At 72.3% G+C, this 22997-nt stretch carries 21 protein-coding genes and 2 pseudogenes; 17 read left to right on the top strand and 6 right to left on the bottom strand.

Going from position 1 to position 22997, the window contains the following annotated elements:
- Positions 1-39: 39 nt before the first annotated feature.
- Positions 40-615 carry a TetR/AcrR family transcriptional regulator gene (locus O7608_RS10350; RefSeq protein WP_289209734.1) on the bottom strand — a complete coding sequence of 192 codons (576 nt, stop codon included), beginning with the start codon at positions 613-615 and terminating at the stop codon, positions 40-42.
- Between the two features lie 79 nt (positions 616-694).
- Between O7608_RS10350 and O7608_RS10345 the strand changes: the two genes are divergently transcribed.
- A complete protein-coding gene (locus O7608_RS10345; RefSeq protein WP_289209733.1) occupies positions 695-2599 on the top strand; it encodes an ABC transporter ATP-binding protein in 1905 nt (634 codons plus the stop codon).
- 72 nt (positions 2600-2671) lie between these two features.
- Complete coding sequence (locus O7608_RS10340; protein ID WP_289209732.1) at positions 2672-3349, top strand: HhH-GDP family DNA glycosylase; 678 nt, start codon at positions 2672-2674, stop codon at positions 3347-3349.
- On the opposite strand, the gene O7608_RS10335 is transcribed toward O7608_RS10340, so the two are convergent.
- Entirely contained in the window at positions 3327-4154 is an 828-nt protein-coding gene (locus O7608_RS10335) for an AfsR/SARP family transcriptional regulator (protein ID WP_421361469.1), read from the bottom strand. The genes O7608_RS10340 and O7608_RS10335 overlap by 23 nt on opposite strands.
- 314 nt (positions 4155-4468) lie before the next feature.
- Here O7608_RS10335 and O7608_RS10330 point away from each other — a divergent pair, with 314 nt between their 5' ends.
- The 12 genes and pseudogenes from O7608_RS10330 to O7608_RS10275 all read left to right on the top strand — a co-directional run bounded on the left by O7608_RS10330 (position 4469) and on the right by O7608_RS10275 (position 15829).
- Positions 4469-4804 carry a TcmI family type II polyketide cyclase gene (locus O7608_RS10330; RefSeq protein WP_289209730.1) on the top strand — a complete coding sequence of 112 codons (336 nt, stop codon included), beginning with the start codon at positions 4469-4471 and terminating at the stop codon, positions 4802-4804.
- A pseudogene (locus O7608_RS10325) lies at positions 4801-6534 on the top strand (acetyl-CoA carboxylase carboxyltransferase subunit alpha); the annotation flags it as partial. The gene O7608_RS10330 and the pseudogene O7608_RS10325, both read left to right, overlap by 4 nt.
- Positions 6535-6668: 134 nt before the next feature.
- Positions 6669-7205: an acetyl-CoA carboxylase biotin carboxyl carrier protein gene (locus O7608_RS10320; RefSeq protein ID WP_289209729.1), complete on the top strand. Its 537-nt coding sequence runs from the start codon at positions 6669-6671 to the stop codon at positions 7203-7205.
- Between the two features lie 50 nt (positions 7206-7255).
- A complete protein-coding gene (locus O7608_RS10315) occupies positions 7256-8629 on the top strand; it encodes an acetyl-CoA carboxylase biotin carboxylase subunit (protein WP_289209728.1) in 1374 nt (457 codons plus the stop codon).
- A gap of 31 nt (positions 8630-8660) precedes the next feature.
- Complete coding sequence (locus O7608_RS10310) at positions 8661-9467, top strand: SRPBCC family protein (RefSeq protein WP_289209727.1); 807 nt, start codon at positions 8661-8663, stop codon at positions 9465-9467.
- Positions 9464-9835, top strand: a pseudogene (locus tag O7608_RS10305) (cupin domain-containing protein); the annotation flags it as partial. The gene O7608_RS10310 and the pseudogene O7608_RS10305, both read left to right, overlap by 4 nt.
- 125 nt (positions 9836-9960) lie before the next feature.
- Positions 9961-11244 carry a beta-ketoacyl-[acyl-carrier-protein] synthase family protein gene (locus tag O7608_RS10300; protein WP_289209726.1) on the top strand — a complete coding sequence of 428 codons (1284 nt, stop codon included), beginning with the start codon at positions 9961-9963 and terminating at the stop codon, positions 11242-11244.
- Positions 11241-12509, top strand: a complete 1269-nt coding sequence (locus O7608_RS10295; protein WP_289209725.1) for a beta-ketoacyl synthase N-terminal-like domain-containing protein — start codon at positions 11241-11243, stop codon at positions 12507-12509. The genes O7608_RS10300 and O7608_RS10295 overlap by 4 nt, the downstream gene beginning before the upstream one ends.
- A gap of 129 nt (positions 12510-12638) precedes the next feature.
- On the top strand, positions 12639-13367 hold the full coding sequence (locus O7608_RS10290) for a CdiA C-terminal domain-containing protein (RefSeq protein WP_289209724.1): 729 nt from the start codon (positions 12639-12641) through the stop codon (positions 13365-13367).
- A gap of 16 nt (positions 13368-13383) precedes the next feature.
- Positions 13384-13833 carry a SitI3 family protein gene (locus O7608_RS10285; protein WP_289209723.1) on the top strand — a complete coding sequence of 150 codons (450 nt, stop codon included), beginning with the start codon at positions 13384-13386 and terminating at the stop codon, positions 13831-13833.
- Positions 13834-13914: 81 nt separating this feature from the next.
- The gene (locus O7608_RS10280) at positions 13915-14781 is read left to right on the top strand and encodes an ion transporter (protein ID WP_289209722.1); all 867 of its coding nucleotides are present in this window, start codon (positions 13915-13917) and stop codon (positions 14779-14781) included.
- A 79-nt stretch (positions 14782-14860) separates the two neighbouring features.
- The gene (locus O7608_RS10275; protein WP_289209721.1) at positions 14861-15829 is read left to right on the top strand and encodes a TIGR03557 family F420-dependent LLM class oxidoreductase; all 969 of its coding nucleotides are present in this window, start codon (positions 14861-14863) and stop codon (positions 15827-15829) included.
- 31 nt (positions 15830-15860) lie between these two features.
- On the opposite strand, the gene O7608_RS10270 is transcribed toward O7608_RS10275, so the two are convergent.
- On the bottom strand, positions 15861-16079 hold the full coding sequence (locus O7608_RS10270) for a hypothetical protein (protein WP_282229254.1): 219 nt from the start codon (positions 16077-16079) through the stop codon (positions 15861-15863).
- Positions 16080-16245: 166 nt separating this feature from the next.
- Between O7608_RS10270 and cobF the strand changes: the two genes are divergently transcribed.
- Both cobF and O7608_RS10260 read left to right on the top strand, forming a co-directional pair.
- A complete protein-coding gene (gene cobF / locus O7608_RS10265; RefSeq protein WP_289209720.1) occupies positions 16246-17016 on the top strand; it encodes a precorrin-6A synthase (deacetylating) in 771 nt (256 codons plus the stop codon).
- Entirely contained in the window at positions 16998-17969 is a 972-nt protein-coding gene (locus tag O7608_RS10260; protein WP_289209719.1) for a helix-turn-helix transcriptional regulator, read from the top strand. Before cobF ends, O7608_RS10260 begins: the two co-directional genes overlap by 19 nt.
- Before the next feature lie 12 nt (positions 17970-17981).
- Here the strand turns inward: O7608_RS10260 and O7608_RS10255 are convergent, their stop codons facing one another.
- Positions 17982-18896 (bottom strand): SDR family oxidoreductase, encoded by a 915-nt coding sequence (locus O7608_RS10255; protein ID WP_289209718.1) that lies wholly within the window; start codon positions 18894-18896, stop codon positions 17982-17984.
- 312 nt (positions 18897-19208) lie between these two features.
- Here O7608_RS10255 and O7608_RS10250 point away from each other — a divergent pair, with 312 nt between their 5' ends.
- Positions 19209-20771, top strand: coding sequence for an RICIN domain-containing protein (locus O7608_RS10250; protein WP_289210849.1), 1563 nt, complete (start codon positions 19209-19211; stop codon positions 20769-20771).
- Positions 20772-20919: 148 nt separating this feature from the next.
- On the opposite strand, the gene O7608_RS10245 is transcribed toward O7608_RS10250, so the two are convergent.
- Both O7608_RS10245 and O7608_RS10240 read right to left on the bottom strand, forming a co-directional pair.
- Positions 20920-21795, bottom strand: a complete 876-nt coding sequence (locus tag O7608_RS10245) for a hypothetical protein (RefSeq protein ID WP_289209717.1) — start codon at positions 21793-21795, stop codon at positions 20920-20922.
- The gene (locus O7608_RS10240) at positions 21792-22904 is read right to left on the bottom strand and encodes a WxL protein peptidoglycan domain-containing protein (protein ID WP_289209716.1); all 1113 of its coding nucleotides are present in this window, start codon (positions 22902-22904) and stop codon (positions 21792-21794) included. Before O7608_RS10240 ends, O7608_RS10245 begins: the two co-directional genes overlap by 4 nt.
- Positions 22905-22997: the final 93 nt, after the last annotated feature.

Genomic DNA, 22997 nt, shown 5'->3' with positions numbered 1-22997 from the left:
TGCTCCGTTCGACGACGACGTTGGCGCACCTTGCGGATGCTAGCTGCCGAGCGCCTTGCGGAGCGTACGGAGGCACTGGTCGAGCACCTGGTAGCGAGGTGCCGCGTGGTCGTTGACGTACTGCCAACTGGCGTACAGCAACGCCCAGAGCATCTGCTGCGCCCAGCGCGGGTCGACCTCGGGATCGATGCTCCCGTCCGCGTGGCCGCGTTCGATCAACCGCAGCATCGACCGGTCGGCCTCGGTCTCCTGGTTCCACTCCGGCCGGCAGGCGAGCTGCGGATCGGTGAAGATCAGGGTGAGCGCGTCGCCGAGGGCGAAGTACTCCTGGCAGAGGCGTTCGATGGCGGCCAGGGCACTGCCCTGCCCGGGGCAGGCCCGCTCGGTGGCGGCCGCGATGCGGTCCAGCACGTGCTGACCCAGCGCGTCGATCAGGTCGGACCGCTCCGGGAAGTAGCGGTGCAGCGTCGTACGGCCGACACCGGCCTCGACGGCGATGTCGCCGAGCGACGCCGCCTGGTCCCGGGCGAGCACGACCAGCGCCGCGTCCAGGATCGCCCGCCGGGTGCGCGCCCGGGTGGCCGTCTCCGCTGCCCCGATCTGCGTCTCCACCATACTCGGCAACCTACCCGACGACGTTCCGATAACGAATAGTCGTTGACGATTCTGGAACACTTGTGTTCCACTTCAAGCTATGACCGCTCCGGTACGCGTCGCGCCTTCATCCGACGACCGCAAGCTGCCCCGGCTCCGCCTGCTCTGGTCGTTCGCCCGACCACACCGCCGCGCCCTCGGGCTCGGCCTGTTCCTCGCCCTGCTCGGATCGGCCGGCAGCCTGGCCACCCCGATGGTCACCAAGTGGGTGCTGGACAGCCTGTCCACCTTCGACTCGTTGCGCGGACCGGTCCTCGCGCTGCTCGGCCTGCTCGTCCTCGGCGTCGTCATCTGGCTCTGGCAGTGGATCCTGCTCGGCACCGTCGGCGAGCGGGTGATCCTCGACGCCCGCGAGTCGATGGTCCGCCGGTTGTTCCGGGCCACCGTCCCGGCGGTGACCAGCCGGCCGACCGGCGAATTCATCACCCGGGTCACCTCCGACACCGTCCTGCTGCGCGAGGCCGCCTCGTCCAGCGTCATCGGCCTGATCAACGGCTCGGTGATGCTGGTCGGCACCCTGGCCCTGATGGCCGTGCTCGACCTGGTGCTGCTCGGTGCCACGGTGGCCGCCGTGGTGGTGATGGCGGTGCTGTTCAGCCTGCTGATGCCCGGCATCGCCAAAGCGCAGGAGCGGGCCCAGGCGCACGTCGGCACCCTGGGGGCGGTGCTGGAGGGAACCCTGCGGGCGATCCGTACCGTCAAGGTCAGCCGGGCCGAGCAGCGCCAGTCCGATCGGATCGTCGGCGAGGCGCGCGAGTCGGCCCGGCAGAGCGTACGGGCCGTGCGCCGGGAGGCGTACGCCTGGACGCTCGCCTGGAGCGGCATCCAACTCGCCATCATCATGATCCTCGGCATCGGCGCGTGGCGGGTCAGCACCGGCGACCTGGCCGTGTCCAGCCTGATCGCGTTCCTGCTGTACGCCTTCGGGCTGATGGAACCGGTCACCACGCTGAGCCGGCACCTCACCGCGCTGCAGTCCGGTATCGCCGCCGCCGGCCGGATCCGGCAGATCGAGGCGATGCCGGTGGAGTCCGACCCCACGGCCGCTACCGCCACCGACCCGGCCACCGTCAGCACCGACCCGGCCACCGCTGCCGGCGACCCGCCGGTGCTGGACCCGCCGGTGCTGGAGTTGCGGCGGATCACCGCCGGCTACGGCCCCGATCTACCGGCGGCCGTCCGCGAGGTGGACCTCGCCGTGCCCCGGCGCGGTCACGTGGCGATCGTCGGACCGTCCGGTGCCGGCAAGACCACGCTGTTCTCACTGATCCTGCGCTTCCTCGCCCCGCAGCACGGCGAGGTGCTGCTCGACGGTCGACCGTACGCGGACCTGAGCCACGCGCAGGTACGGCAGCGGCTCGCCTACGTCGAGCAGGACACCCCGGTGATTCCCGGCACCATCCGGGAGAACCTGCTGTTCACCTACCCGGACGCCACCGAGGCGGAGATCCGCCGGGCGCTGCACGCGGTCCGGCTCACCGAGAAGGTCGACTCACTGGGTGCGGGTCTGGACATCCCGCTCACCCCGTCGTCGATGTCCGGCGGTCAGCGGCAGCGCATCGCGTTGGCCCGGGCCATCCTGCGCCGCCCGGACGTACTGTTGCTGGACGAGGCGACCGCCCAGGTCGACGGCCTCACCGAGGTCGCCATCCACGACTGCATCCGGGAACAGGCCGCGCATGGCGCGGTGGTCACCATCGCGCACCGGCTCTCCACCGTCATCGACGCCGACACCATCGTGGTGATGGAGGCCGGGCAGGTCCGGGCCCGTGGCGACCACCAGAGTCTGCTCGCCACCGACCAGCTCTACCGGGAACTGGTGGAGGCGCTGCGGATCGCCCAGGCCGGGGAGCCAGCTGAACAGCCGGCCGAGCCGGTTGCCGCCGGTGTGGCCGGGCACGACGAACCGGCGGCGGAGCCGCTGACGGCCAGCGGTGCCCGCTGAGTCGTTTCCTGCGCCCGGCCCGGGGTAACCGGGCGACCTGGAGGTGGCACGGGCGACCTGGAGGTGGCGCGGATGGCCGGTCGGCGACCGGGGACGACGGTGACGGCCCTGCTCGACCAGCAGGGCCGTACGTTCAGCGCGGACGCGGGAATCACCCTGGCCGACAAGCCCGCGCCGCTGTACCAGTTGCTGGTGCTGGCGACCCTGCTCAGCGCCCGGATCTCGGCGCGGATCGCGGTCGACGCGGCTCGCGAACTGTTCGCCGCCGGCTACCGCACCCCGGCGGCGATGGCGAAGGCCAGTTGGCAGGACCGGGTGGACGCGCTGGGCCGGGGTCAGTACCGGCGCTACGACGAACGTACCGCCACGATGCTCGGCGACTCGGCCGAGCTGTGCCAGCGCCGGTGGGGCGGTGACCTGCGGCGGCTGCACGGCGACGTCGGTGACGACCCGGCGGCGCTGCGCCGGGCGCTCACCGCGTTCCCCGGCATCGGCCCGACCGGCGCGGACATCTTCCTGCGCGAGGTGCAGGCGGTCTGGCCCGGTCTGCGCCCGTACCTGGACCGGCGGGTGAACGTCGGAGCCGAGGCGCTGGACCTGCCGACGGCGCCGGACCGGCTGGCCGCCCTGGTGTCCGACCGGGACCTGCCCCGGTTCGCCGCCGCGCTGGTGCGGGTGGCGCTCGGCGGTGACCTGGCGGTGGCGGCCGCACGCGACGGCCGACGGGTCAGCGGGTCGGACGCGGGCTGATCACGCCGTCGTGGCCGGGCCGGGGCCGCCGACGTGCCGGCCCGGGGGCCCGGGCGGCCCGCATCGGGGTCAGGATGTCGGCCAGCAGCGCCGACATCGCCGCCGACGGCTCCAGCTGCAACTCCCGCAACACCAGGTCCCGGTACGCGTAGAAGGCATGCAGCGCCTCGTAGACGTTCCCCTCGGCCAGGTGGATCTGGACGATCAACCGGTGCGGGGTCTCCCGCAGGGGTTCGGCGCCCATCGCCTCCAACGCCGCCTGGAGGGCCTCGTCGTGCTCGCCGGCGTCCAGATGGGACCGGGCGACGTGTTCGAGCATGTGCAGGCGGAGTTGGCGCAACCGTTCCCGCTCCAGCAGAACCCAGTCGTCGTACCAGCCGGGTAGCAGATCGTGCCGGGCGGCGGTGAGCACCGCGTCGGCGAGCCGGGGATCGCCGCCGTCACGGACCCGGGCGGCAGTGCGGACCAGGTCGTCGACGTCGACCTGGACCCGCGGGTCGAGCCGTACGGTGTCCCCGACCGTCCGCAGCGGACAGGCGGGCTCCTGCCGCAGCCGCCACAGGGCGGTACGCAGCGACGACAGCGCCCGTTCCTCGGCCGCGTCCGGCCAGAGCAGGCCGGCCAGGTGGGCGCGGGTGGCACCGGGGCGCAGCCCGATCAACGCGACGATCCGCTGAAGTCCACGAGGGACGGTCACTGGCTCGCCGTGGCGCACCAGGCGGAACCCGCCGAGAAGGAGAAGTCTGACCGATGCCTCCGCGTTGCCTGCCTCTGACGTCACGGCCGAACCCCCTGCACGCGTCAGTCACCGGTCGCCGTACCCGCACCATGCCTCTGCGTCACGAAGATTATCAATCATGGTTACTCTCAGTCAATGACGGAGTCGGTTAGCCGATTCGCCCAACGGTTGACCACAGCCCGTCTGAGCTGCCAATTCTCCAACACCAACCGGCCAGGCACCCAACAGCGACATCGTCGACCATCACGCGCTGTACCGAAGCGCCGTGACCTCAGCGTCACCGTGGCAGACCTCCACGATCGGTCTGCCGCGACGCGGCGGTGACGCCGCCGGCGGGATGGTGACGGGCGCAACCGGTTGGACGCCGCTGGGAGGAAACCATGGACAGGTCACTGATCATCGCCAAGGTGGTCCCGAACGCGGAGCAGCAGGTCGCCGAGATCTTCGCCGAGTCGGACCGCACCGACCTGCCCGGCCTGGCCGGGGTCCGGCACCGGTCGCTGTACCGGCTGCACGACCTGTACGTGCACCTGATCGAAACCGACCACACCGGCCCGGACGCGGTGGCCGCCGCCCGGCAGCACCCGGAGTTCGACCGGGTCAGCCGCCAGCTCGCCGCCTACATCAGCCCGTACCTGGCGACCTGGCGCAGCCCGCGCGACGCGATGGCGCACCGGTTCTACCACTGGGACGCGCCCACCGGGCGGCGGCCGTGAGCGGCCCCGCGACCGCCCGCGACCTGTGGCTGCGCTGCAGCGCCTGCCACGCCCTGGTCTACCGCCGGCGGATGCGCCGCAACTTCGAGGTCTGCCCCGAATGTGGACACCACCGCCGGCTGGCTGCACCGGACCGGATCACCCAGTTGACCGACCCGGACAGCTTCACCGCACTGCCGCACCGGGCGGCCGAGGTCGATCCGCTGGGATTCGTCGACACCCAGCCGTACCCGCGTCGGTTGGCCCGCGCGCGGACCGCGACCGGCCTGGCGGAGGCCGTGGTCTGCGGCACCGCCCGGATCGGCGGACAGCGCGTCGTCCTGGCCGTGATGGACTTCCGGTTCCTCGGCGGCAGCCTCGGCGCCGCCACCGGTGAGCTGATCACCCGGGCCGCCGAGCACGCCCTCACCGCCGGCGACCCGCTGGTGCTGGTCACCGCCTCCGGCGGCGCCCGGATGCAGGAGGGTGCCCTGGCGCTGATGCAGCTGGCCACGATCAGCTGCGCCATCGCCGACCTGCGCGCCGCCGGCGTGCTGACCGTCAGCGTCGTCACCGACCCCACGTACGGCGGGGTCGCCGCCTCCTTCGCCACCAACACCGACCTGGTGATCGCCGAAGCCGGCGCCCGGATGGGCTTCGCCGGCCCCCGGGTGATCCGCGAGACGATCCGCCAGGAACTGCCCACCGGTTTCCAGACCGCGGAGTTCCTGCTCCGGCGCGGCCAGGTCGATCTGGTCGTCGAACGGCGTGACCTGCGCCCCCGGCTACGCGCCCTGCTCGCGTCGACCGCCGGTGGCCGCGCCGGAGCAGGTCCGGGGCCGGCAACCGCCGCCCGCACATCGGCAACCGTCGGCCGCCCGTCGGCAACCGTCGGCCGCCCGTCGGCGCCGGGCAGCCGGGCGACACCATCGGCGGCGGTCGTCCCGGCCGCCCGTCGGGGAGCCGACCCTGACCCCTGGCGGTGCGTACGGCTCGCCCGCGACCTGGCCCGACCCACCACACTGGACTATCTGGCCGGCGCCTTCGACGGCTTCGTCGAGCTGCACGGCGACCGGCTCGGCGCGGACTGTCCGGCGATCGTCGCCGGGCTGGCCCGCCTCGGCGACCAGCCGGTGGCGGTCGTCGGGCATCAGAAGGGACACGACGCCCGGGAGATGCTGTGCCGCAACTTCGGCATGGCCAGCCCCGCCGGCTACCGCAAGGCACTGCGGGTGATGGGCCTGGCCGCCCGGCTGGGGCTGCCGGTGGTCACCCTGATCGACACCCCGGGGGCGCACCCCGGCATCGAGGCCGAGGAGCAGGGCCAGGCCGGGGCCATCGCGACCTGCCTGCGCACCATGGCGCGGCTGCCCACCCCGGTGGTCGCCGTCGTCACCGGCGAAGGTGGCAGCGGTGGGGCGCTGGCTCTGGGCGTCGCCGACCGGGTGCTGATGCTGCAGAACGCCGTCTACTCGGTGATCAGTCCGGAGGGCTGCGCGGCGATCCTGTTCCACGACCGGGCCGCCGCGCCCCGCGCCGCCGCCGCCCTGCGGCTCACCGCCGCCGACCTGGTCCGCCTCGGCGTCGCCGACGACATCGTCGCCGAGCCACCGGGCGGGGCCCAGCAGGACCCGGCCGGTGCGGCCGAGCGGCTGCGCGCCGCGCTCACCGCCACCCTGCCCGACCTGCGCGCCCTGCCGACCGCCGAACTGCTGCGACGGAGGGCCCGACGGTTCCGCCGCTACGCCGCCGGCCTCGACCGGCCCGTCGGCGGCGGCGGCGAACCGACCACCGGCGACGACGGGCAACCGCACGGCGGCGGCGGGGAACCGACCACCGACGGCGGGCCGACCGCCACCGACCGACCGATCCAGGTGATTACGTGATGACCACAGCCTCCGCCAACGGCACCCCGGCCGGCCCGGATCTGGCCAGCCAGCTGCGTCGGCTGGCCGAACAGACCCGGGAACTGGTCGGCGAGCTGACCGGACCACTGCGCCGGGTGCAGGTCCGCCACGGCGACACGGTGATCGAAATCGAGTGGCACGACCGGCCCGCGTCGCCGGTGGGTGTCGGGCCGGCCCGGCCCGACCCGCGACCCGGTGGTACGGACCCGGGCGATGCCGGGTCCGGCCGTACCGGCGTGGAACCCACCGGGACGACCCCGCCGGTACGGGCGGTCGCGTCACCGATCGTCGGCACCTTCTACCGGGCCGCCGAGCCGGGCGGCAGGCCGTACGTCGACGTCGGTGACCTGGTCGAACCCGGCCAGGTGATCGGGATCGTCGAGGCGATGAAGCTGATGAACGAGATCGTCGCCGACCACCGCGGCGTCGTCGTCGAGGTGCTCGTCGGCGACGGCGAGCCGGTCGAGTTCGACCAACCGTTGATCACGCTCGGCCCTGGCCGGGAAACCGGCTGAGCAGCGGGCCGAGAAGACCGCCGAGGGATCGGCGCAGAGAGGCGGGCACCATGTTCGAGAAGGTCCTGATCGCCAACCGGGGTGAGATCGCGCTGCGGGTCGCCCGGGCCTGCCGGGAACTCGGGGTGAAGACCGTCGCCGTGCACTCCACCGCCGACCGCGACTCGGCGGTGGTCCGGTTCGCCGACGAGACCGTCCACATCGGCCCGGCACCCAGCCGGGCCAGCTACCTCAACGCAGCGGCCATCGTCGAAGCGGCCCGGCGCACCGGCGCACAGGCGGTCCATCCCGGCTACGGTTTCCTGTCCGAGGACGCCGACTTCGCCGAGATCTGCGCCGAGAACGGTCTGGTCTTCATCGGCCCGCCGCCGTCGGTGATGCTCGCCCTCGGCGACAAGGCCAAGGCCCGTACGGTGCTCGGCGCCGCCGGGCTGCCGTTGCCGCCGGGCAGCCAGGAGCCGGTGGTCAGCGCCGCGCACGCCGCCACGGTCGCCGCCGAGATCGGCTACCCGGTGATCATCAAGGCGGCGGCCGGCGGCGGCGGCCGGGGCATGACCGTGGTCGGAGCCGAACCTGAGCTCGCGGCGGCGTACCACCGGACCCGGCAGGCGGCCCGCGCCGTCTTCGGCGACGACCGGGTCTACCTGGAACGGTTCCTGACCCAGGCCCGGCACGTCGAGGTGCAGGTGCTCTGCGACGGCCACGGCAACGGCGTACACCTGGGCACCCGGGACTGCTCGGTGCAGCGTCGGCACCAGAAACTCATCGAGGAGGGGCCGGCGCCGACGCTGCCTGCGGCGATGCTCGACGAGATGGCGGCGGTCGCGTTGCGCGGCGCGCTGGCGGTCGGCTACGTCGGCGCCGGCACGTTCGAGTTCCTCGTCGACGAGCACGACCAGTTCCACTTCATCGAGATCAACTGCCGGATCCAGGTGGAGCACCCGGTCACCGAGATGATCACCGGGGTGGACCTGGTGCAGGAACAGATCCACGTCGCCTGCGGCACCCCGCTGCGGCTGCGCCAGCCGGACATCCGGCCGCGCGGCGTCGCGATCGAATGCCGGGTCAACGCCGAGGATCCGCAGCGCGGCTTCGCGCCGACCGCCGGGCGGCTGGACCGGTTCGTCGTACCGGGCGGGCCGTTCACCCGGGTCGACACGCACGGCTACCCCGGGTACGTCGTCGGCCCGCACTACGACCCGCTGCTGGCCAAGGTCGTCGTCTGGGCGCCCGAACGGGACCAGGCACTGAACCGGATGGAACGCGCGCTCAGCGAGTTCCAGATCGACGGCCCCGGGGTCCGTACCACGATCCCGTTCCTGCGCCGGGTCCTCGACGACGCCGCGTTCCGCAAGGGACGACTGACGACATCCCTGGTCGACCGGCTGGTCGGGCCGCCTCCGGCGGACCGCACCCGCCGATGACCGCGCAGTTCCACCACCGAGGAGGGGACGGATGAGCATCACCGATCAGCACCGGCCGGTCACCACCGCCGACATCACCGCGATCCTGGTCCGCAACTGCGGACTGGACGCCGCCAGCGCCGCCGACGCCCCGTCGGCGTCGCTGGCCGAGCTCGGCATGGACTCGCTGGCCCTGCTGGAGCTGCAGGCCGTGGTGGCCGACCAGTACCAGGTCCGGATCCCGTCGGACAGCGCGGAGCTGACCATCACGCAGATCGCCGACCTGGTCGCCGCCGCGCTGGACACCGGCGGCTCCACCACCGCCGAGACCGCGCCGACCACCGCCGGGGCGACGCCGGCCACCACCGGGGTCGCACCGGTTCCGCCCGGCCACACCGAGAACAGCGTGGTGATCGCCGCCGGGCTGGACCTGGTCTGGGAGGTCACCAACGACGTCAGCCGCTGGCCCGACCTGTTCACCGAGTACGCGTCGGTGCAGATCCTGCACCGACGGGGCGACACGGTCCGGTTCCGGCTGACCATGCACCCCGACGAGAACGGCATCGCCTGGAGCTGGGTGAGCGAACGCACCGCCGACCGGCAACGTCGGCGGGTGCTGGCGCAACGGGTGGAGACCGGACCGTTCGAGTACATGCGGATCCGCTGGGACTACACCGAGGTCCCCGAAGGCACCCGGATGACCTGGCTGCAGGACTTCGCAATGCGCCCGGACGCGCCACTGGACGACGCCGCGATGACCGCACGGATCAACACCAACAGCCGGATCCAGCTGGACATCATCCGGGACCGAATCGAGACCCTGGCCCGTACCGCCGACACCACTGGAGGCCGGCAGTGAACGACCCCCGCTTCGTCGCCGCCCGCGACCTCACCCCCGACCGCCGCCGGGGCGGTGAACTGCGGGTGCTGCTCGGCCCCCGGACCGTCGGCAGCACCTCGGGATTCCTCGGCATGGCGGTGCTGCGCCCCGGTGAGCGGATCAACGAGCACTACCACCCGTACAGCGAGGAATTTCTCTATGTCGCGCGCGGTGAGATCATCGTCGACCTGGACGACCTGCCGGTCGCGGTCCGTCGCGCCGAGGCGCTGTTCGTCCCGATGAACACCCGCCACCGGCTGCGCAACGTCGGCCGGGGTCCGGCCGAGGTGGTGTTCCACCTCAGCCCGCTGGCACCCCGACCGGAACTCGGCCACGTCGACACCGAGGGACCGGCCGTGCTCGGACCAGGGCCGGAGACCAACGGGCCGCAGACCAACGGCACCGACACGACCGGGCACGGCACGAACGGCAGCGCCCGGTCGCGGTCGGCGACACCGTACGGCGGACAGCAGTGACCGCGCCCGGGTCGCCCCGGCGGACCGTCGTCACCGGCATCGGGGTGGTCGCCCCCGGCGGGGCGACCCGGGACAGCTTCTGGGCGACGATCACCGCCGGGCGGACCGCCACCCGCCGGATCAGCTTCTTCGACCCGGCACCGTTCCGCTCCCAGATCGCCGCCGAATGCGACTTCGACCCGGTCGCCGCCGGGCTCGGGCCACGCGAGATCCGCCGCGCCGACCGGTACGTACAGTTCGCGCTGGCCTGCGCGGACGAGGCGGTCGCCGACGCCGGGCTGAGCCTGGACGACGCCGGCCGGCAGCGGGCCGGGGTAGCGCTCGGCTCGGCCGTCGGCGGCACCATGGCCCTGGAACAGGAGTACGTGGTGGCCAGCGACTCGGGCAGCCACTGGCTGGTCGACCCGGACCGCACCACGCCGTACCTGTATCAGGCCCTGGTGCCCAGCAGCCTCGCCGCTGACGTGGCCTGCCGGCACGGGCTGCACGGCCCGGCCCAGGTCGTCTCCACCGGCTGCACCTCCGGCATCGACGCGATCGGCTACGCCCACCAGTTGATCGTCGACGGTGACGCCGACGTGATGCTCGCCGGAGCCGCCGACTCGCCGATCTCGCCGGTCACCGTCGCCTCGTTCGACGCGATCGGGGCGACCAGCCCGGACAACGACGACCCGGCGCACGCCAGCCGGCCGTTCGACAACGACCGGCACGGCTTCGTCCTCGCCGAGGGGGCCGCCGTGCTGGTGCTGGAGGAGTTCGACCACGCGCGGCGGCGCGGCGCGCGGATCTACTGCGAGGTGGGCGGGTACGCCACCCGCAGCAACGGCTACCACATGACCGGGCTGCGGCCCGACGGTGCGGAGATGGCGCTGGCCATCGTCGACGCGATGGACCAGGCCCGGCTGCGCCCCGACGACGTGTCGTACGTCAGCGCGCACGGCTCCGGCACCCGGCAGAACGACCGGCACGAGACCGCCGCGTTCAAACGGGCGCTCGGCGACGCCGCGTACCGGGTGCCGATCAGCTCGATCAAGTCGATGGTCGGGCACTCGCTCGGCGCGATCGGGTCGATCGAGATGGCGGCCTGCGCCCTGGCGATGGCCCACGGCGTGGTCCCGCCGACCGCCAACTGGCGGACCCGGGACCCGGAGTGCGACCTCGACTACGTCCCGAACACCGCCCGTGAGCTGCCGGTCGACGTCGCGTTGTCGGTCGGCAGCGGCTTCGGCGGTTTCCAGTCGGCGATGGTCTTCGCCCGTCCGGAAAGGACCCCACGGTGAACGACGACGAGGCACTGCCGCGCCACGGCCGGCGACGGGCGGTGGTCACCGGCATCGGGGTGGTGGCGCCGACCGGGCTGGGCGCCGACGCGCACTGGAAAGCGACCCTGGCCGGGCAGGTGCGTACCGGGCGGATCAGCCTGTTCGACCCGCAGCCGTACCCGGTCACCCTGGCCGGCGAGGTGGCCGACTTCGACGCCCTGCAGTGGACCGACAACCGGCGGGCGGTGCAGACCGACCGGTGGACCCACCTCGGTTTCGCCGGTGCCCGACTGGCCCTGGCCGACGCCGGGCTGCCGGAGACCGCCACCGACCCCGACCGGTACGCGGTCGCCCTGGCCAGCTCGTCCGGGGGCAACCTGTTCGGGCAGCGGGAACTGCAGCGGCTGTGGAGCCGACCGGGGCGCACCGTCGGGGCGTACCAGTCGATCGCCTGGTTCTACGCGGCCAGCGTCGGCCAGCTCTCCATCGCCCACCAGTTCAAGGGCGCCTGCGGGGTGCTCGTCGCCGAGGCCGCCGGCGGCCTGGACAGCCTCGCGCACGCCGCCCGGACCATCCGGCGCGGTGCCGACGTGGTGCTCGCCGGTGCCACCGAATGCGCGCTGAGCCCGTACGCCCTGGCCTGTCAGCTGCGCGGCGGGCTGCTCAGCACCGGCACCGACCCGGAGTCGGCGTACCTGCCGTTCGACGTCGACGCCGCCGGTTACCTGCCGGGTGAGGGCGGCGCGGTGCTGGTCGTCGAGGAACTGGGGCACGCACTGGCCCGGGGCGCGCCGGTCGTCTACGGCGAGGTCGCCGGCTGGGGTGCCAGCCACGACGCCCGGCACACCGACCGGCACAGCGGCGGTGACGTCGGCCAGTACGCGCGCGCCATCTGGCGGGCGCTGGAGAGCGCCGGGGTGGCACCCGTGGACGTGGACGTCTGCCTGCCGGACGCGCTCGGCGTACCGCGTTTCGACCGGGCCGAGGCGCAGGCGCTGCGGGCGGTCTTCGGCCCGCAGGGGCCGCCGGTGACGACGCCGAAGCCGTTGACCGGCCGGGCGCACCAGGGCAGCGCCGCGCTGGACGTGGCGACCGCGCTGCTGGCGCTGCGGCACCGGCTGCTGCCGCCGACGGCCGCGCCGCGCCGGCCGGCCGCCGGCTGCGACCTCGACTTCGTCCGTACGGCGCGGGAGTCCCCGGGGCGGACCGCGCTGGTCGCCGCCCGGGGCTTCGACGGCTTCAACAGTGCGCTGGTGCTGCACCGTGAGCCGGACTGGGAATGATCGACTACCACCGACGGAATTTGCACAACTGGACGAACAGAAGATCAACAGGTTGAAGACCTTCCATGCGTCGGACGATCTGACGTAAGGTCGCCGGTATGGCACCCGACGTCGCCGGCGCGGTCTGAGATGACCCTGGACAGCGTCGGCCGCGCTGTCGACGCGTTCCTCGAACACGTCAGCGGGACCAGTTCACGAATCGTCGGGACGTCCAGAAAAATGACCAGGGCTCAGCATGAATTCCTTCACCTGACCCGTGGTTCCCGCAACGACGAGGTCGACACGACCGTCGCCAACGTCGCCGGCGCATTGAGCCGACTGGACGAGGCCCACCGGGCGAGCATCGCCGCGATGTACGCGATCGAGGAGTACTGCCGCGCGGTGGGCATCCCGGTGCGGCCCAGGGCCGCCGACTTCTCGGCCGTCACCAGCACGGCCACCCTGCCCTCGCACGCCGGTGCCCCCCGGCCACCATCGGGTGTGCCGACGCCGGCGCGGCCGACCAGGAAACCGGAGACCGGGCTGCGCCGGGAGAACGAATGCGCACAAGTCCTCGCCGCGTACGGATACCACCTCGAACAGAACCCACCGAAGCGACCGAACGGAAAGAAGCCGGATTACCTGCTGGAAGGCCGATACTTCGACTGCTACGCACCCACGACGGAAAAGATCAGCGAAATCCGAAAAATGATCAGCCGCAAGATCAAGAAGGGCCAGGCAGAGCGAATCGTACTCAGCCTCGACGACAGTCCCGTCGAACTGGACGACATCCGACAGATCCTGCACCGCAAACCAGTGTCCGGGCTGTGTGAGGTGCTGGCCATCAGGCGGAACCGGGTAATCGCCCTGTACCCGTGACGACGAAAGGACCCGTGTGGCGGACGAATACTGGCTCTACAGCGCGGCCGAGGTGACCCGCGAACAGGTGCTCGCCCTGCTGGCGGCGGCGTTCGACGCCGAGTACACCGACTTCGGGCTGGGGCGCGGTGAATCCCTCGCGGTGACCGCCTGGATCGTCGACGACCCCGAGGAGGTCGAATCGGGGCAGGACGCCGGCATCGCCGAGCCGAAGGTCGGTGCGCTGTTGCGGCTCCGCTCGGTCGACACCGTCGAGACCGCCGACCGGGAGACCCGGGAGATCATCAACGCCGTGCTCGCCCTGCTCCGGGCGTACCCTGCGGACGCCGTACTGCAGTTGGACACCGCGACCGTCCTGCGCCACGCCGACGGGCAGGTCGTACTCAACAGCGACTGGCCCGGGTGGGCACAGATTCCCACGCTGTCCGCCGTCGTGGCCGACCACCCGGCCCGACCCCTGGACTGACCGGCGTCGCGTCGAGCCACCGGTCCGGCCCACGGATCGACCCGTCGAGCCCGGCGACCGCCGCCGGTAGAGTCCCCGGACGTGCCGACCGATCGCCCCGACTTCGCCCGGCGCTGCACCGACCTGGTCGAGTCCACCCCGTTCGGCCTGGTCGTCGTGGGCGTCATCCTCGCCAACGCGGTCGCCCTGGGGCTGAGTACGTACCCGTCGGTCAACGCGGTCGCCGACCGTGCGCTGACCGGCCTGGAAGCGCTCTTCCTCACCGTTTTCGTCGTCGAACTCGCGATCCGCGTCGCCAGCTACGGCCGGCGACCACAGGACTTCTTCCGCAACGGCTGGAACGTCTTCGACTTCATCGTGGTGGCGGTCGCCGTACTGCCCGGCCTGCCGGCCGGATCGACGCTGCTGCGGCTGGCCCGGATCGCCCGGGTCCCCCGGGTGGTGCGCTTCTTTCCTGCGCTGCGGGCCATCGTGACCGGGATCGGCCGCAGCCTGCCCGGCGTCGCGGGCTTCCTGGCACTGTCCGTGTTGACCCTCTACGTGTACGGGATGGTCGGCTGGCTGCTCTTCGCCGACGACTACCCGGACGACTACGGCAACATCGGTCGGGCGGTGCTGACTCTGTTCGTACTGCTGTCGCTGGAGACCCTGCCGGATGCGATCGACGCCGGCCGGGCGGTCGGCGACTGGACCCTGCTCTACTTCGTCTCGTACGTGCTGATCGCCTCCTACCTCCTGGTCAACGTGCTCGTCGCGGTGATCATCAACTCGATGGAGGAGGCCCGGCAGTTGCAGATGACCGAGCGGCTGCGGCCGGACTACGACGCCGACGGCGACGGCGTACCGGACGAGATCGACCGGGTCGTGGTCGCCCAGCGACTCGACGACCTGCGGGCCGCGATCCTCAGCCTGGAGCGCAAACTGCGGATCGACCGCGATCGTGAATAGATCCGTCGGGCACGGGTAGGGAGACCCTGGACGGCGCCACGGACATCGGACGTGGCGCGGGCGACCACCGGGAGACGACATGCGGATCGGGTACAAACTGGCCACCGAGGCGTTCGGGCCGGCCGAGCTGATCGCCCAGGCGGTCCGGGCCGAACAGGTCGGCTTCGACTTCGTCGAGATCAGCGACCATTTCCACCCGTGGCTGGACTCCCAGGGTCACTCACCGTTCACCTGGAGTGTGCTCGGCGCGATCGCCGCCCGTACCGACCGGATCGGCCTGGCGACCGGCGTGACCTGCCCGAGCCTGCGCTACCACCCGGCGATCGTCGCGCAGGCCGCAGCGACGATGGCGTTGCTGTCCGACGGCCGGTTCACCCTCGGCGTCGGCGCCGGTGAACGGCTCAACGAGCACGTCACCGGTCAACCGTTCCCCAGCGTCCAGGGACGGCACGAACGACTCCGCGAGGCGTTGGAGATCATCCGGCTGCTCTGGTCCGGCGGCTACCACTCGTACCAGGGCAGGCACCTGCAGCTCGACGACGCCCGGGTGTTCGACCTGCCGGAGACGTTGCCGGTGATCGCGGTCGCCGCCAGCGGGGCGGCCTCGGCGAGGCTGGCCGCCGAACTCGGCGACGGGCTGTTCGCCACCGAGCCGAAGGGGTCGATCGTCGAGCACTTCCAGCAGGCCGGCGGCACCGGGCCACGGTACGCCGAGGTGCCGATGGCCTGGGCGGTCGACGACGACCAGGCGGTCAAGGCCGCCTGGGAGTCCAGCCGGTGGGCGCTGACCGGCTGGAAGGTGATGAGCGAGCTGCCCAACCCGGTCAACTTCGAGGCGGCCTCGGCGATGGTCGACGCCGGCGACATCGCCGGGCACTTCAGCGTGGGGCCGGACCCGGCGGTGCACCTCGAAGCGGTCAGACCGTACGTCGACGCCGGTTTCGACCACATCGTGCTGCAGAACGCCGGGCCCGACCCGGACGGATTCATGGACTTCTTCGAGCGGGAGCTGGCCGACCGGCTGCGGGGGCTCGACAACGGCCGGTAGGCCAGCTTCCACGTCAGCTGCGCGCCGCAGGTCAGGCGCGGGCCGGGCCGGAGTAGTCGGGGGCGACGTAGACCGGCAGCCGCTCACCCTGACTGCGGGCGTAGCGACGGGTGTAGATGACGGGCGTGGCTCCAGACTGCAGCGGCACCGTGTACTGCGTAGGCAAGGTGTCCGCGGCAGCGGCGAGGCGGCGGGGGGTCACCTCGCGACGTTGGTCGTGCCACGGGCCACCCAGGAAGAGAACCTTCATATTGCGATCCTTGCCGTTCGCCGGCTCCCGCGCCTCCCCCGTCCGACCAATTGCCGCAAAACTGTGCTCAAAAGCGGCCACCGACCGCTAAACCTGGACACCACTGAGTAGCCACCACGCCGAGAGCGCGGCGACCGACCCGCCGCCGGTGGGGCACACTCGCCAGGTGCGAGAGATTCTTGTGATCGGTATCGGGGCCGGTGACCCCGACCAGTTGACCGCGCAGGCGGTTGCCGCGATCCGCCGGGTGGACGTGTTCTTCCTCGTCGACAAGGGCCCGGTCAAGCAGGATCTGACCGCCCTGCGGCAGGAGATCCTGCGCCGGCACACCGCCGGGGCGTACCGGCTGGTCGAGATCCCGGACCCGGAGCGGGACCGGACCGCGGCGGCCTACCCGGCGGCGGTGCAGGACTGGCGGCGCCGGCGCGCCGACCGCTTCGCCCGGCACCTGGTCGAGGACCTGCCCGACGGTGGCTGCGGCGCATTCCTGGTCTGGGGTGACCCCGCGCTGTACGACAGCACCCTCGCCATCCTCGACGACCTGCGCGAGCGCGGCGTCGTCGAATTCGACCACCAGGTCATCCCGGGGATCAGCAGCATCGCGACGCTGACCGCCCGGCACCGGATCGCGCTGAACCGGATCGGCCGGCCGGTCCAGATCACCACCGGCCGCCGCCTCGCCGACGACGGCTTCCCGGCCGACGTCGACGACCTGGTGGTGATGCTCGACGCGCAGTGCGCCTTCACCCGGTTCACCGCCGACGACCGGGTGGACATCTACTGGGGCGCCTACCTGGGCACCCCCGACGAGATCCTGGTCGCCGGCCCGGTGCACGAAGTCGCCGACCGGATCGTCACCGCGCGCGCCGAGGCGCGCCGCCGCAAGGGCTGGATCATGGACACCTATCTGCTCCGCCGATGCGCGCTGCCCGGCTGATCTCGCTGGTCCTGCTGCTGCAGGCACGGGAGTCGATGACCGCCGCCGAGCTGGCCCGCGAGCTGGAGGTTTCCGAACGCACCATCTACCGCGACGTGCTGGCGCTGTCCGCCGCCGGGGTGCCGGTCTACGCCGACCAGGGCCGGGCCGGCGGCTACCGGCTGCTCGACGGCTACCGGACCCGGCTGACCGGGCTGAGCCGGGCCGAAGCCGAATCGCTGTTCCTGTCCGGGTTGCCGGGGCCGGCCGGGGACATGGGACTGGCCGAGGCGCTCGGGGTGGCCCAGCTGAAGGTGACCGCCGCGCTGCCGGCCGGGCTGCGCGACGCCGCCGGCCGGGCCCGGCAGCGGTTCCACCTGGACGCGCCCGGCTGGTTCCGGTCGGCGCAGCCACCGCCCGCGCTGGCGGTGCTGGCCCGCGCCGTCTGGCAGGATCAGGTGGTACGGCTGGACTACCGCCGGGGCGACGCAGAGGTGTCGCGGACGGTCGCGCCGTACGGTCTGGTGCTCAAGAACGGCGGGTGGTACCTGGTGGCCGCCGTCGACGACGATCACCGGATCTACCGGGTGGACCGGATCGCCACGGTCGTCGCGACCGGGGCGACGTTCACCCGGGCGGACGGCTTCGACCTCGGCGAGGTGTGGGCGCGGCGGTCGGCCGAGTTCGTCCGCCGGGTGCTCGCGACCCAGGTCACCGTACGGCTGAGCCCGGCCGGCCTGCGGGCACTGCGCTGGGCGGTCGAGGAGCCGGCCGCCCAGGTGGCGGTGGCGGCGGCCGGGCCACCCGACGGGCAGGGCTGGGTGCACACCCGGCTGCCCGTCGAGTCGCCCGACGTGGCGTTCAGCCAGTTGCAGGCGCTCGGACCGGAGGTGGAGGTGCTCGCGCCGGCAGCGCTGCGGGACCGGATGCGCGCTGCCGCCGCCCGACTCACCGCCCTCTACGCCGCCGACTGACCGCTGGTGGGGTCAGCGGTAGCCGGTGGTGTCCGCCGGCCGGCCCGTCTCCACCACCTCGACGATGTAGCGGTACGCGTCCGGCTGGCTGCCGTCGACGTCGGTGAAGCCGTACTCCTTGGCCAGTTGTCCGCTGGACAGCGACTGTCCGGTGAACCGGGCCACCTGCGGATCGGCCGCCAACGCGGCGACCGCCCGGCCGACCAGGACCGGTGTCTCGGAGATGGCGAAGTGCGGATCCTTGGCGGTGCCGTCGCGCCAGTTCGCCTCGGTCACCTCGAAGTGCTCCAACATCGCCTCGGACCGGATCCAGCCGGGGCTGAGCGCCACCGCCGTTCCTCCGTACGGCCGCAGCTCCTGTGCCTGGGCGAAGGCCAGCCGCAGAACGGCGTTCTTGGCGGTGTCGTAGAAGATCGACTCCCGGTAGTGGGTGCCGTTGTAGTCGGCGGTGCCGTCGGTCATCTCCACGACCAGCCCACCCGGTCGGCGGATCAGCAGGGGCAGCGCGTAGTGGCTGGTGATCAGGTGGGTGTCGATGGCCAGCCGCAGCGACCGTAGGCCACTGTCCAGTGGCTGCTTCCATACCGGTGATTCGAAGTCGGTCAGATGGTCGGCCCCCCAGATGTCGTTGACCAGCACGTCCAGCTTGCCCTGTTCGCGGTCGATCCGCTCGACCAGTGCCTGGACCTGGTCGGGCTCCAGGTGGTCGGTGGGGACCGCGATGCCGACGCCGCCGGCGGCGTCGACCAGCTCGGCGGTCTCCTCGATGGTCTCCGGGCGGTTCATCTCGGAACGCCGTTCGCGGGTGGTCCGCCCGGTGACGTAGACGGTGGCACCGGCGGTTCCGAGTTGAACCGCGATCTGCCGGCCGGCGCCGCGGGTCGCCCCGGCCACCAGCGCGGTCCTACCAGTCAGTGGTGTGTCCATGGTGCCGACGGTGCCAGCAAAACCTGACAACCGACGTCACCTTTCCGCGTCGATCTTGCACTTATCGAGAAGATATGTCGCGTTTGTTCAACGACAAGCGCAAGATCGTCGGGAGCGCGGGGCGGGGCGAGGTGGTTGGGTTGACGGGATTGAAACCCTTCGATACATTGCCGTAACGCTGGGAAAACCCTTTCCTGACGCGCTGCCGTGGGAGCGCCTCCAGCGACCGTCCAGTACCTCCGGGAGGATCCAATGACAGCCACCAGATGGCGGCGCTGGCGTACCGGCATCGTCGCGCTGGCGACGACCGCCATGGTCGCCACGGGCGCCACGGTCGGCCTGACGCCCGCATCTGCCGCCACCGTCGACACCAGCGCCTGGTACGTGCTGGTCAGCCGACACAGCGGCAAGGCGATCGACCTGTACAACTGGGCCACCTCCGACGGCGCCCCGATCGTCCAGTGGACCCGTAACGACATGGCGGTCCAGCAGTGGCAGTTCGTCGACGCCGGCAACGGCTACTACAAGATCCGGTCCCGGCACAGCGGAAAGTTCCTCGAGCTACCGAACGCCAACGACGGCACCCAGCTGATCCAGAACTCCGACAACGGCACCACCCGCCAGCACTTCGGGGTCCGCGACTCCGACAGCGGCTACGTCCGCTTCGTCAACCGGCACACCAGCAAGGCCCTGGACGTGTGGGAGTGGTCCACCGCCGACGGCGGGATCATCTCCCAGTATCAGGATGTCGGCGGCTGGAACCAGCAGTGGCAGATGGTCCGGGTCGGCAGCGGCAACCCACCGCCGACCACCCCGCCGCCGGCCGGCGGCTGCGGCTCCGGCGGGTTCAACGCCGAGGCCGTCCTCAACGGATCCACCTGGACCGCACGCAACGGCGGCAGCACCCTCTACACCGGTAGCAGCATGTTGTCGGCCATGCAGGCGGCGGTGAACAGCCTGTCGGCTGGGCGCACCAGCAAGCAGAAGGTGATCGTCCGGGGCTCCGGATCGATCAGCGCCGGCTCCCGACTGTCCCTGCCGTCGTACACCACGCTCGAGGTCTGCGGCACCGTCAACGTGACCGGTTCCGGCTCCGGTGACCAGGCCGTGGTGTACGCCCGGGGCGTCACCGACGTCGAGGTCACCCGCCTGAACATCACCGGCAGCCCGCTGTACGGGATCTTCGTCCGCAACGGCAACAACATCACCCTCGGCCAGATCGACATCCGGGTCTCCGCCGGCCTGGGTATCCGGATCGACAACCACGGCGACCGCAGCCAGCGCTCCCGCAACGTGCGGATCGACAACGTGTACGTGCAGGGCACCAGCAGCCACGGGGTCGAGACGTACGGCGTGGACGGGTTGACCGTCGGCACCGTCACCGCCCGCAACACCGGCTACTCCGGGCTGCTGCTCAACGACACCATCAACGCGACCGTCGGCACGGTCGACGCCCAGGGCGCCGGCACCGGCACCGGGTACGCCGGGTTCCGGATGGCCAACCGTAACGGCCGGGTCGGCGACAGCTACCCAACGAACATCCGGGTCGGTACGGTCGTCGCGCGCGGCGGCGGGCGGGGCATCTTCTGCGTGTCCGAGTCCGGCGGCGCGGTCATCGACCGGATCGACATCTCCGGTACGGGGAGCAACTCGATCCTGTTGGAGAACTGCTACAACGTGAACATCGCCGCGGTCTCCGGCACGGTCAACGGCTCGGACGTGCGGATCGCCTCGCGGACCGAGTTTCCGGTGTCGCGCGACATCACGCTGCAGAACCTGACCCTGACCAATTCGCGGATCACCGAGAGCCCCTGCGGGCAGAACATCGTGATCCGCAACATCGTGCTGAACAACTCGACGATCAGCCGCTGCTGACCGTCCGGACGCCGTACGGCACCTGCGCCGGCGGCCGGCCACCGTCGTCACGGTGGCCGGCCGCCGGCGACGTTCACGGCGGGGTGACCGGCGGCCGGCCTGCACGGCGGGATGGCCGTCGCAGCCTGCGAGGCTCAGCTCGAAAGGCTCAGCTGGCCGACCGATGGTCGCGACGCCAGCCAACGGTCTGCCGGACCAGCAGCCCGACAACGAGCAGGCCGGCCAGGGCGGCCCAGCCCCACGGATACCGCTCGGTCTGCACCTCGAACACCACCGCGTCGGCGTCGCCGACCGGGTCCGCCGTGGTCAGCCGCCCCTGTACGGCGTACCGGCCGTACAGCGGGCCGTTGACCGGCACCACGATCCGTACGGTCGTGCCCCGCCCCGCCGGCAGCGGCGCGACGTCGGTCGCCTCGACGACCGACGTCGGACGACCGGGTCGGCCGGTCAACAGGGACAGCTGTGCCGCACCGACCTCGGCGGTGCCGTCGTTGCGCAGGTCGACGTCGATGACGATCTCGCCGCGCAGCGCGAACACGGTCGCCCAGTCCCGCTCGGCCGGGGCCACGCTCAGCCCGGTCAGCCGCAGCCCGGTCCGGTCGGGCCCGGCGGGGGCGACCGGCGCGGTCAGGTCGGTGACGTCGATCGCGGCGGTACCGACCACCGAGGCAGCCGCGTCCGGGGCGAGGGTCCGGGCCCGGACCACGCAGGGGCAGGCCACCGGCGGCGCGGCGACGGTCAGCCGGGCGGCCAGCGGCTGCGGGTCGGCGACGTACAGCTGCCGGGCCGCCCCGGCGGCGCAGTCGAGCGCGCCCCGCCGGGCCTGGTTGCCGCAGATCTCCAGCTGCACCGTGCCGGTCGGCCAGCCGGTCAGGGTGACGGTGACCGGCGCGCCGACGGGGGCGTCGGTCGGTGCGACGGCGACCTGGGGCGCGGTGGCGGTCGCCGGTGCGGACGGCAGGCCGCCGGCACCGGCGGCCAGGACCAGGGCCAGGGCGCACGCCGAGGTCCGCCGACCGGTCATGGCGCGGTGGTGGTCGCAGCGGCCGACGACGGCGCGGGCTGCCCAGATGCGGCTGCCGGGTCGGCAGGAGACTCGGCGGACCGGCCGGTGGCCGACTTCGCGGCCCGGTCGGTGGTCGCGGCCGCGTGGCGGGTGCGCCAGCGCCGGACGGCGAGCCAACCGGCGAGTACGGCGATCGCGGCGAGCAGCAGCCACGGCGGTGCCCAGGCGCTCGCTGTCCGGGTCACCGGCGGCAGCGCCTCGTCCACGGTGGTCGGGGCGAGGTCGACGGTGGCGGTCAGCCGCAGCGCCGGCGGTACGCCGGTGATCCGTTCGGCCACCGTGAAGGTGCTGCCGGGCAGCAGTTCGGGCAGGTCGACCGGGTCGGTGCGGGCCAGGTCCCAGCCCAGCGGGCCGGCCAGCAGCACCGCACCGGTGCCGCCGACCCGGATGTTGCCAGTGTTGCGGACCTGGTAGGTGACGACGGCGTCGCCGTCGCCGAGCGGGTTGACCGGGTTGTCGTACTCGATGCGCATCGACTCGACGCTGATCGACGGCTGGACCGGCCCGTCGACCCGCAGGTAGATCCGGGCGGCCACCCGCTGGTCGACGGCGACCTGCTGGCCGTCGTCGGCGGTACGGACCTGGACCAGCGAGCCGATGATGCCGCCGGCGTGGTCACCCGGGGTGGCGTTGGCCGGCACGGTCAGTCGGAACTCGATGTCCCGCCGCTGGCCGGCCGGCACGACGAATTCCCGCTGGTCGAAGTGGACCCAGGTGCCGACGTCGGTGGCCGGTTCGTCGGCGGGCAGCAGCGCGAAGGCGCCGTCCGGGGTGAGGAAACCGTCGGTGCCGTACACGGTGAAGGTCTGATCCTGGTCGCCGAGGTTGCTGATCCCGACGTGGTCGGTGATCTCGGTGCCGGGGGCCAGGTCGTAGACGAAGTAGTTGCGTCCGGTCGGCCCGTCCGGGCCGGACGGTTGCACCGCCCAGGTCACCGCGTCGGCCGGGGCCGGGTCGGCCGGCTGTGCGACGGCCGGGGCGGCGCCGGGCAGCGTGAGCAGGCCGGCAGCCAGCAGGACGATGACGGCGTGGCGACGGGGCGGGCGGCGGATGGGCGGGGCGGACATCGGGCACTCCAGTCGGGCCGGTGGCCGGTGCGGGGCCGCACGGCCCCGCACCGGCCGGTGGAGCTGATCCTCGGTTCAGAGGTCAGCTGGAGC

The organism is Solwaraspora sp. WMMA2056, assembly GCF_030345095.1.
GTDB lineage: Bacteria > Actinomycetota > Actinomycetes > Mycobacteriales > Micromonosporaceae > Micromonospora_E.
This window is presented reverse-complemented; position numbering and strand designations above follow the sequence as displayed.

Bases quoted from the DNA above. Each gene is read 5' to 3' on its own strand.
- O7608_RS10350 (WP_289209734.1), bottom strand. From the start codon at position 615: ATGGTGGAGACGCAGATCGGGGCAGCGGAGACGGCCACCCGGGCGCGC.
- O7608_RS10345 (WP_289209733.1), top strand. From the start codon at position 695: ATGACCGCTCCGGTACGCGTCGCGCCTTCATCCGACGACCGCAAGCTG.
- O7608_RS10340 (WP_289209732.1), top strand. From the start codon at position 2,672: ATGGCCGGTCGGCGACCGGGGACGACGGTGACGGCCCTGCTCGACCAG.
- O7608_RS10330 (WP_289209730.1), top strand. From the start codon at position 4,469: ATGGACAGGTCACTGATCATCGCCAAGGTGGTCCCGAACGCGGAGCAG.
- O7608_RS10320 (WP_289209729.1), top strand. From the start codon at position 6,669: ATGACCACAGCCTCCGCCAACGGCACCCCGGCCGGCCCGGATCTGGCC.
- O7608_RS10315 (WP_289209728.1), top strand. From the start codon at position 7,256: ATGTTCGAGAAGGTCCTGATCGCCAACCGGGGTGAGATCGCGCTGCGG.
- O7608_RS10310 (WP_289209727.1), top strand. From the start codon at position 8,661: ATGAGCATCACCGATCAGCACCGGCCGGTCACCACCGCCGACATCACC.
- O7608_RS10290 (WP_289209724.1), top strand. From the start codon at position 12,639: ATGACCCTGGACAGCGTCGGCCGCGCTGTCGACGCGTTCCTCGAACAC.
- O7608_RS10275 (WP_289209721.1), top strand. From the start codon at position 14,861: ATGCGGATCGGGTACAAACTGGCCACCGAGGCGTTCGGGCCGGCCGAG.
- O7608_RS10270 (WP_282229254.1), bottom strand. From the start codon at position 16,079: ATGAAGGTTCTCTTCCTGGGTGGCCCGTGGCACGACCAACGTCGCGAG.
- O7608_RS10260 (WP_289209719.1), top strand. From the start codon at position 16,998: ATGCGCGCTGCCCGGCTGATCTCGCTGGTCCTGCTGCTGCAGGCACGG.
- O7608_RS10255 (WP_289209718.1), bottom strand. From the start codon at position 18,896: ATGGACACACCACTGACTGGTAGGACCGCGCTGGTGGCCGGGGCGACC.
- O7608_RS10250 (WP_289210849.1), top strand. From the start codon at position 19,209: ATGGTCGCCACGGGCGCCACGGTCGGCCTGACGCCCGCATCTGCCGCC.
- O7608_RS10245 (WP_289209717.1), bottom strand. From the start codon at position 21,795: ATGACCGGTCGGCGGACCTCGGCGTGCGCCCTGGCCCTGGTCCTGGCC.
- O7608_RS10240 (WP_289209716.1), bottom strand. From the start codon at position 22,904: ATGTCCGCCCCGCCCATCCGCCGCCCGCCCCGTCGCCACGCCGTCATC.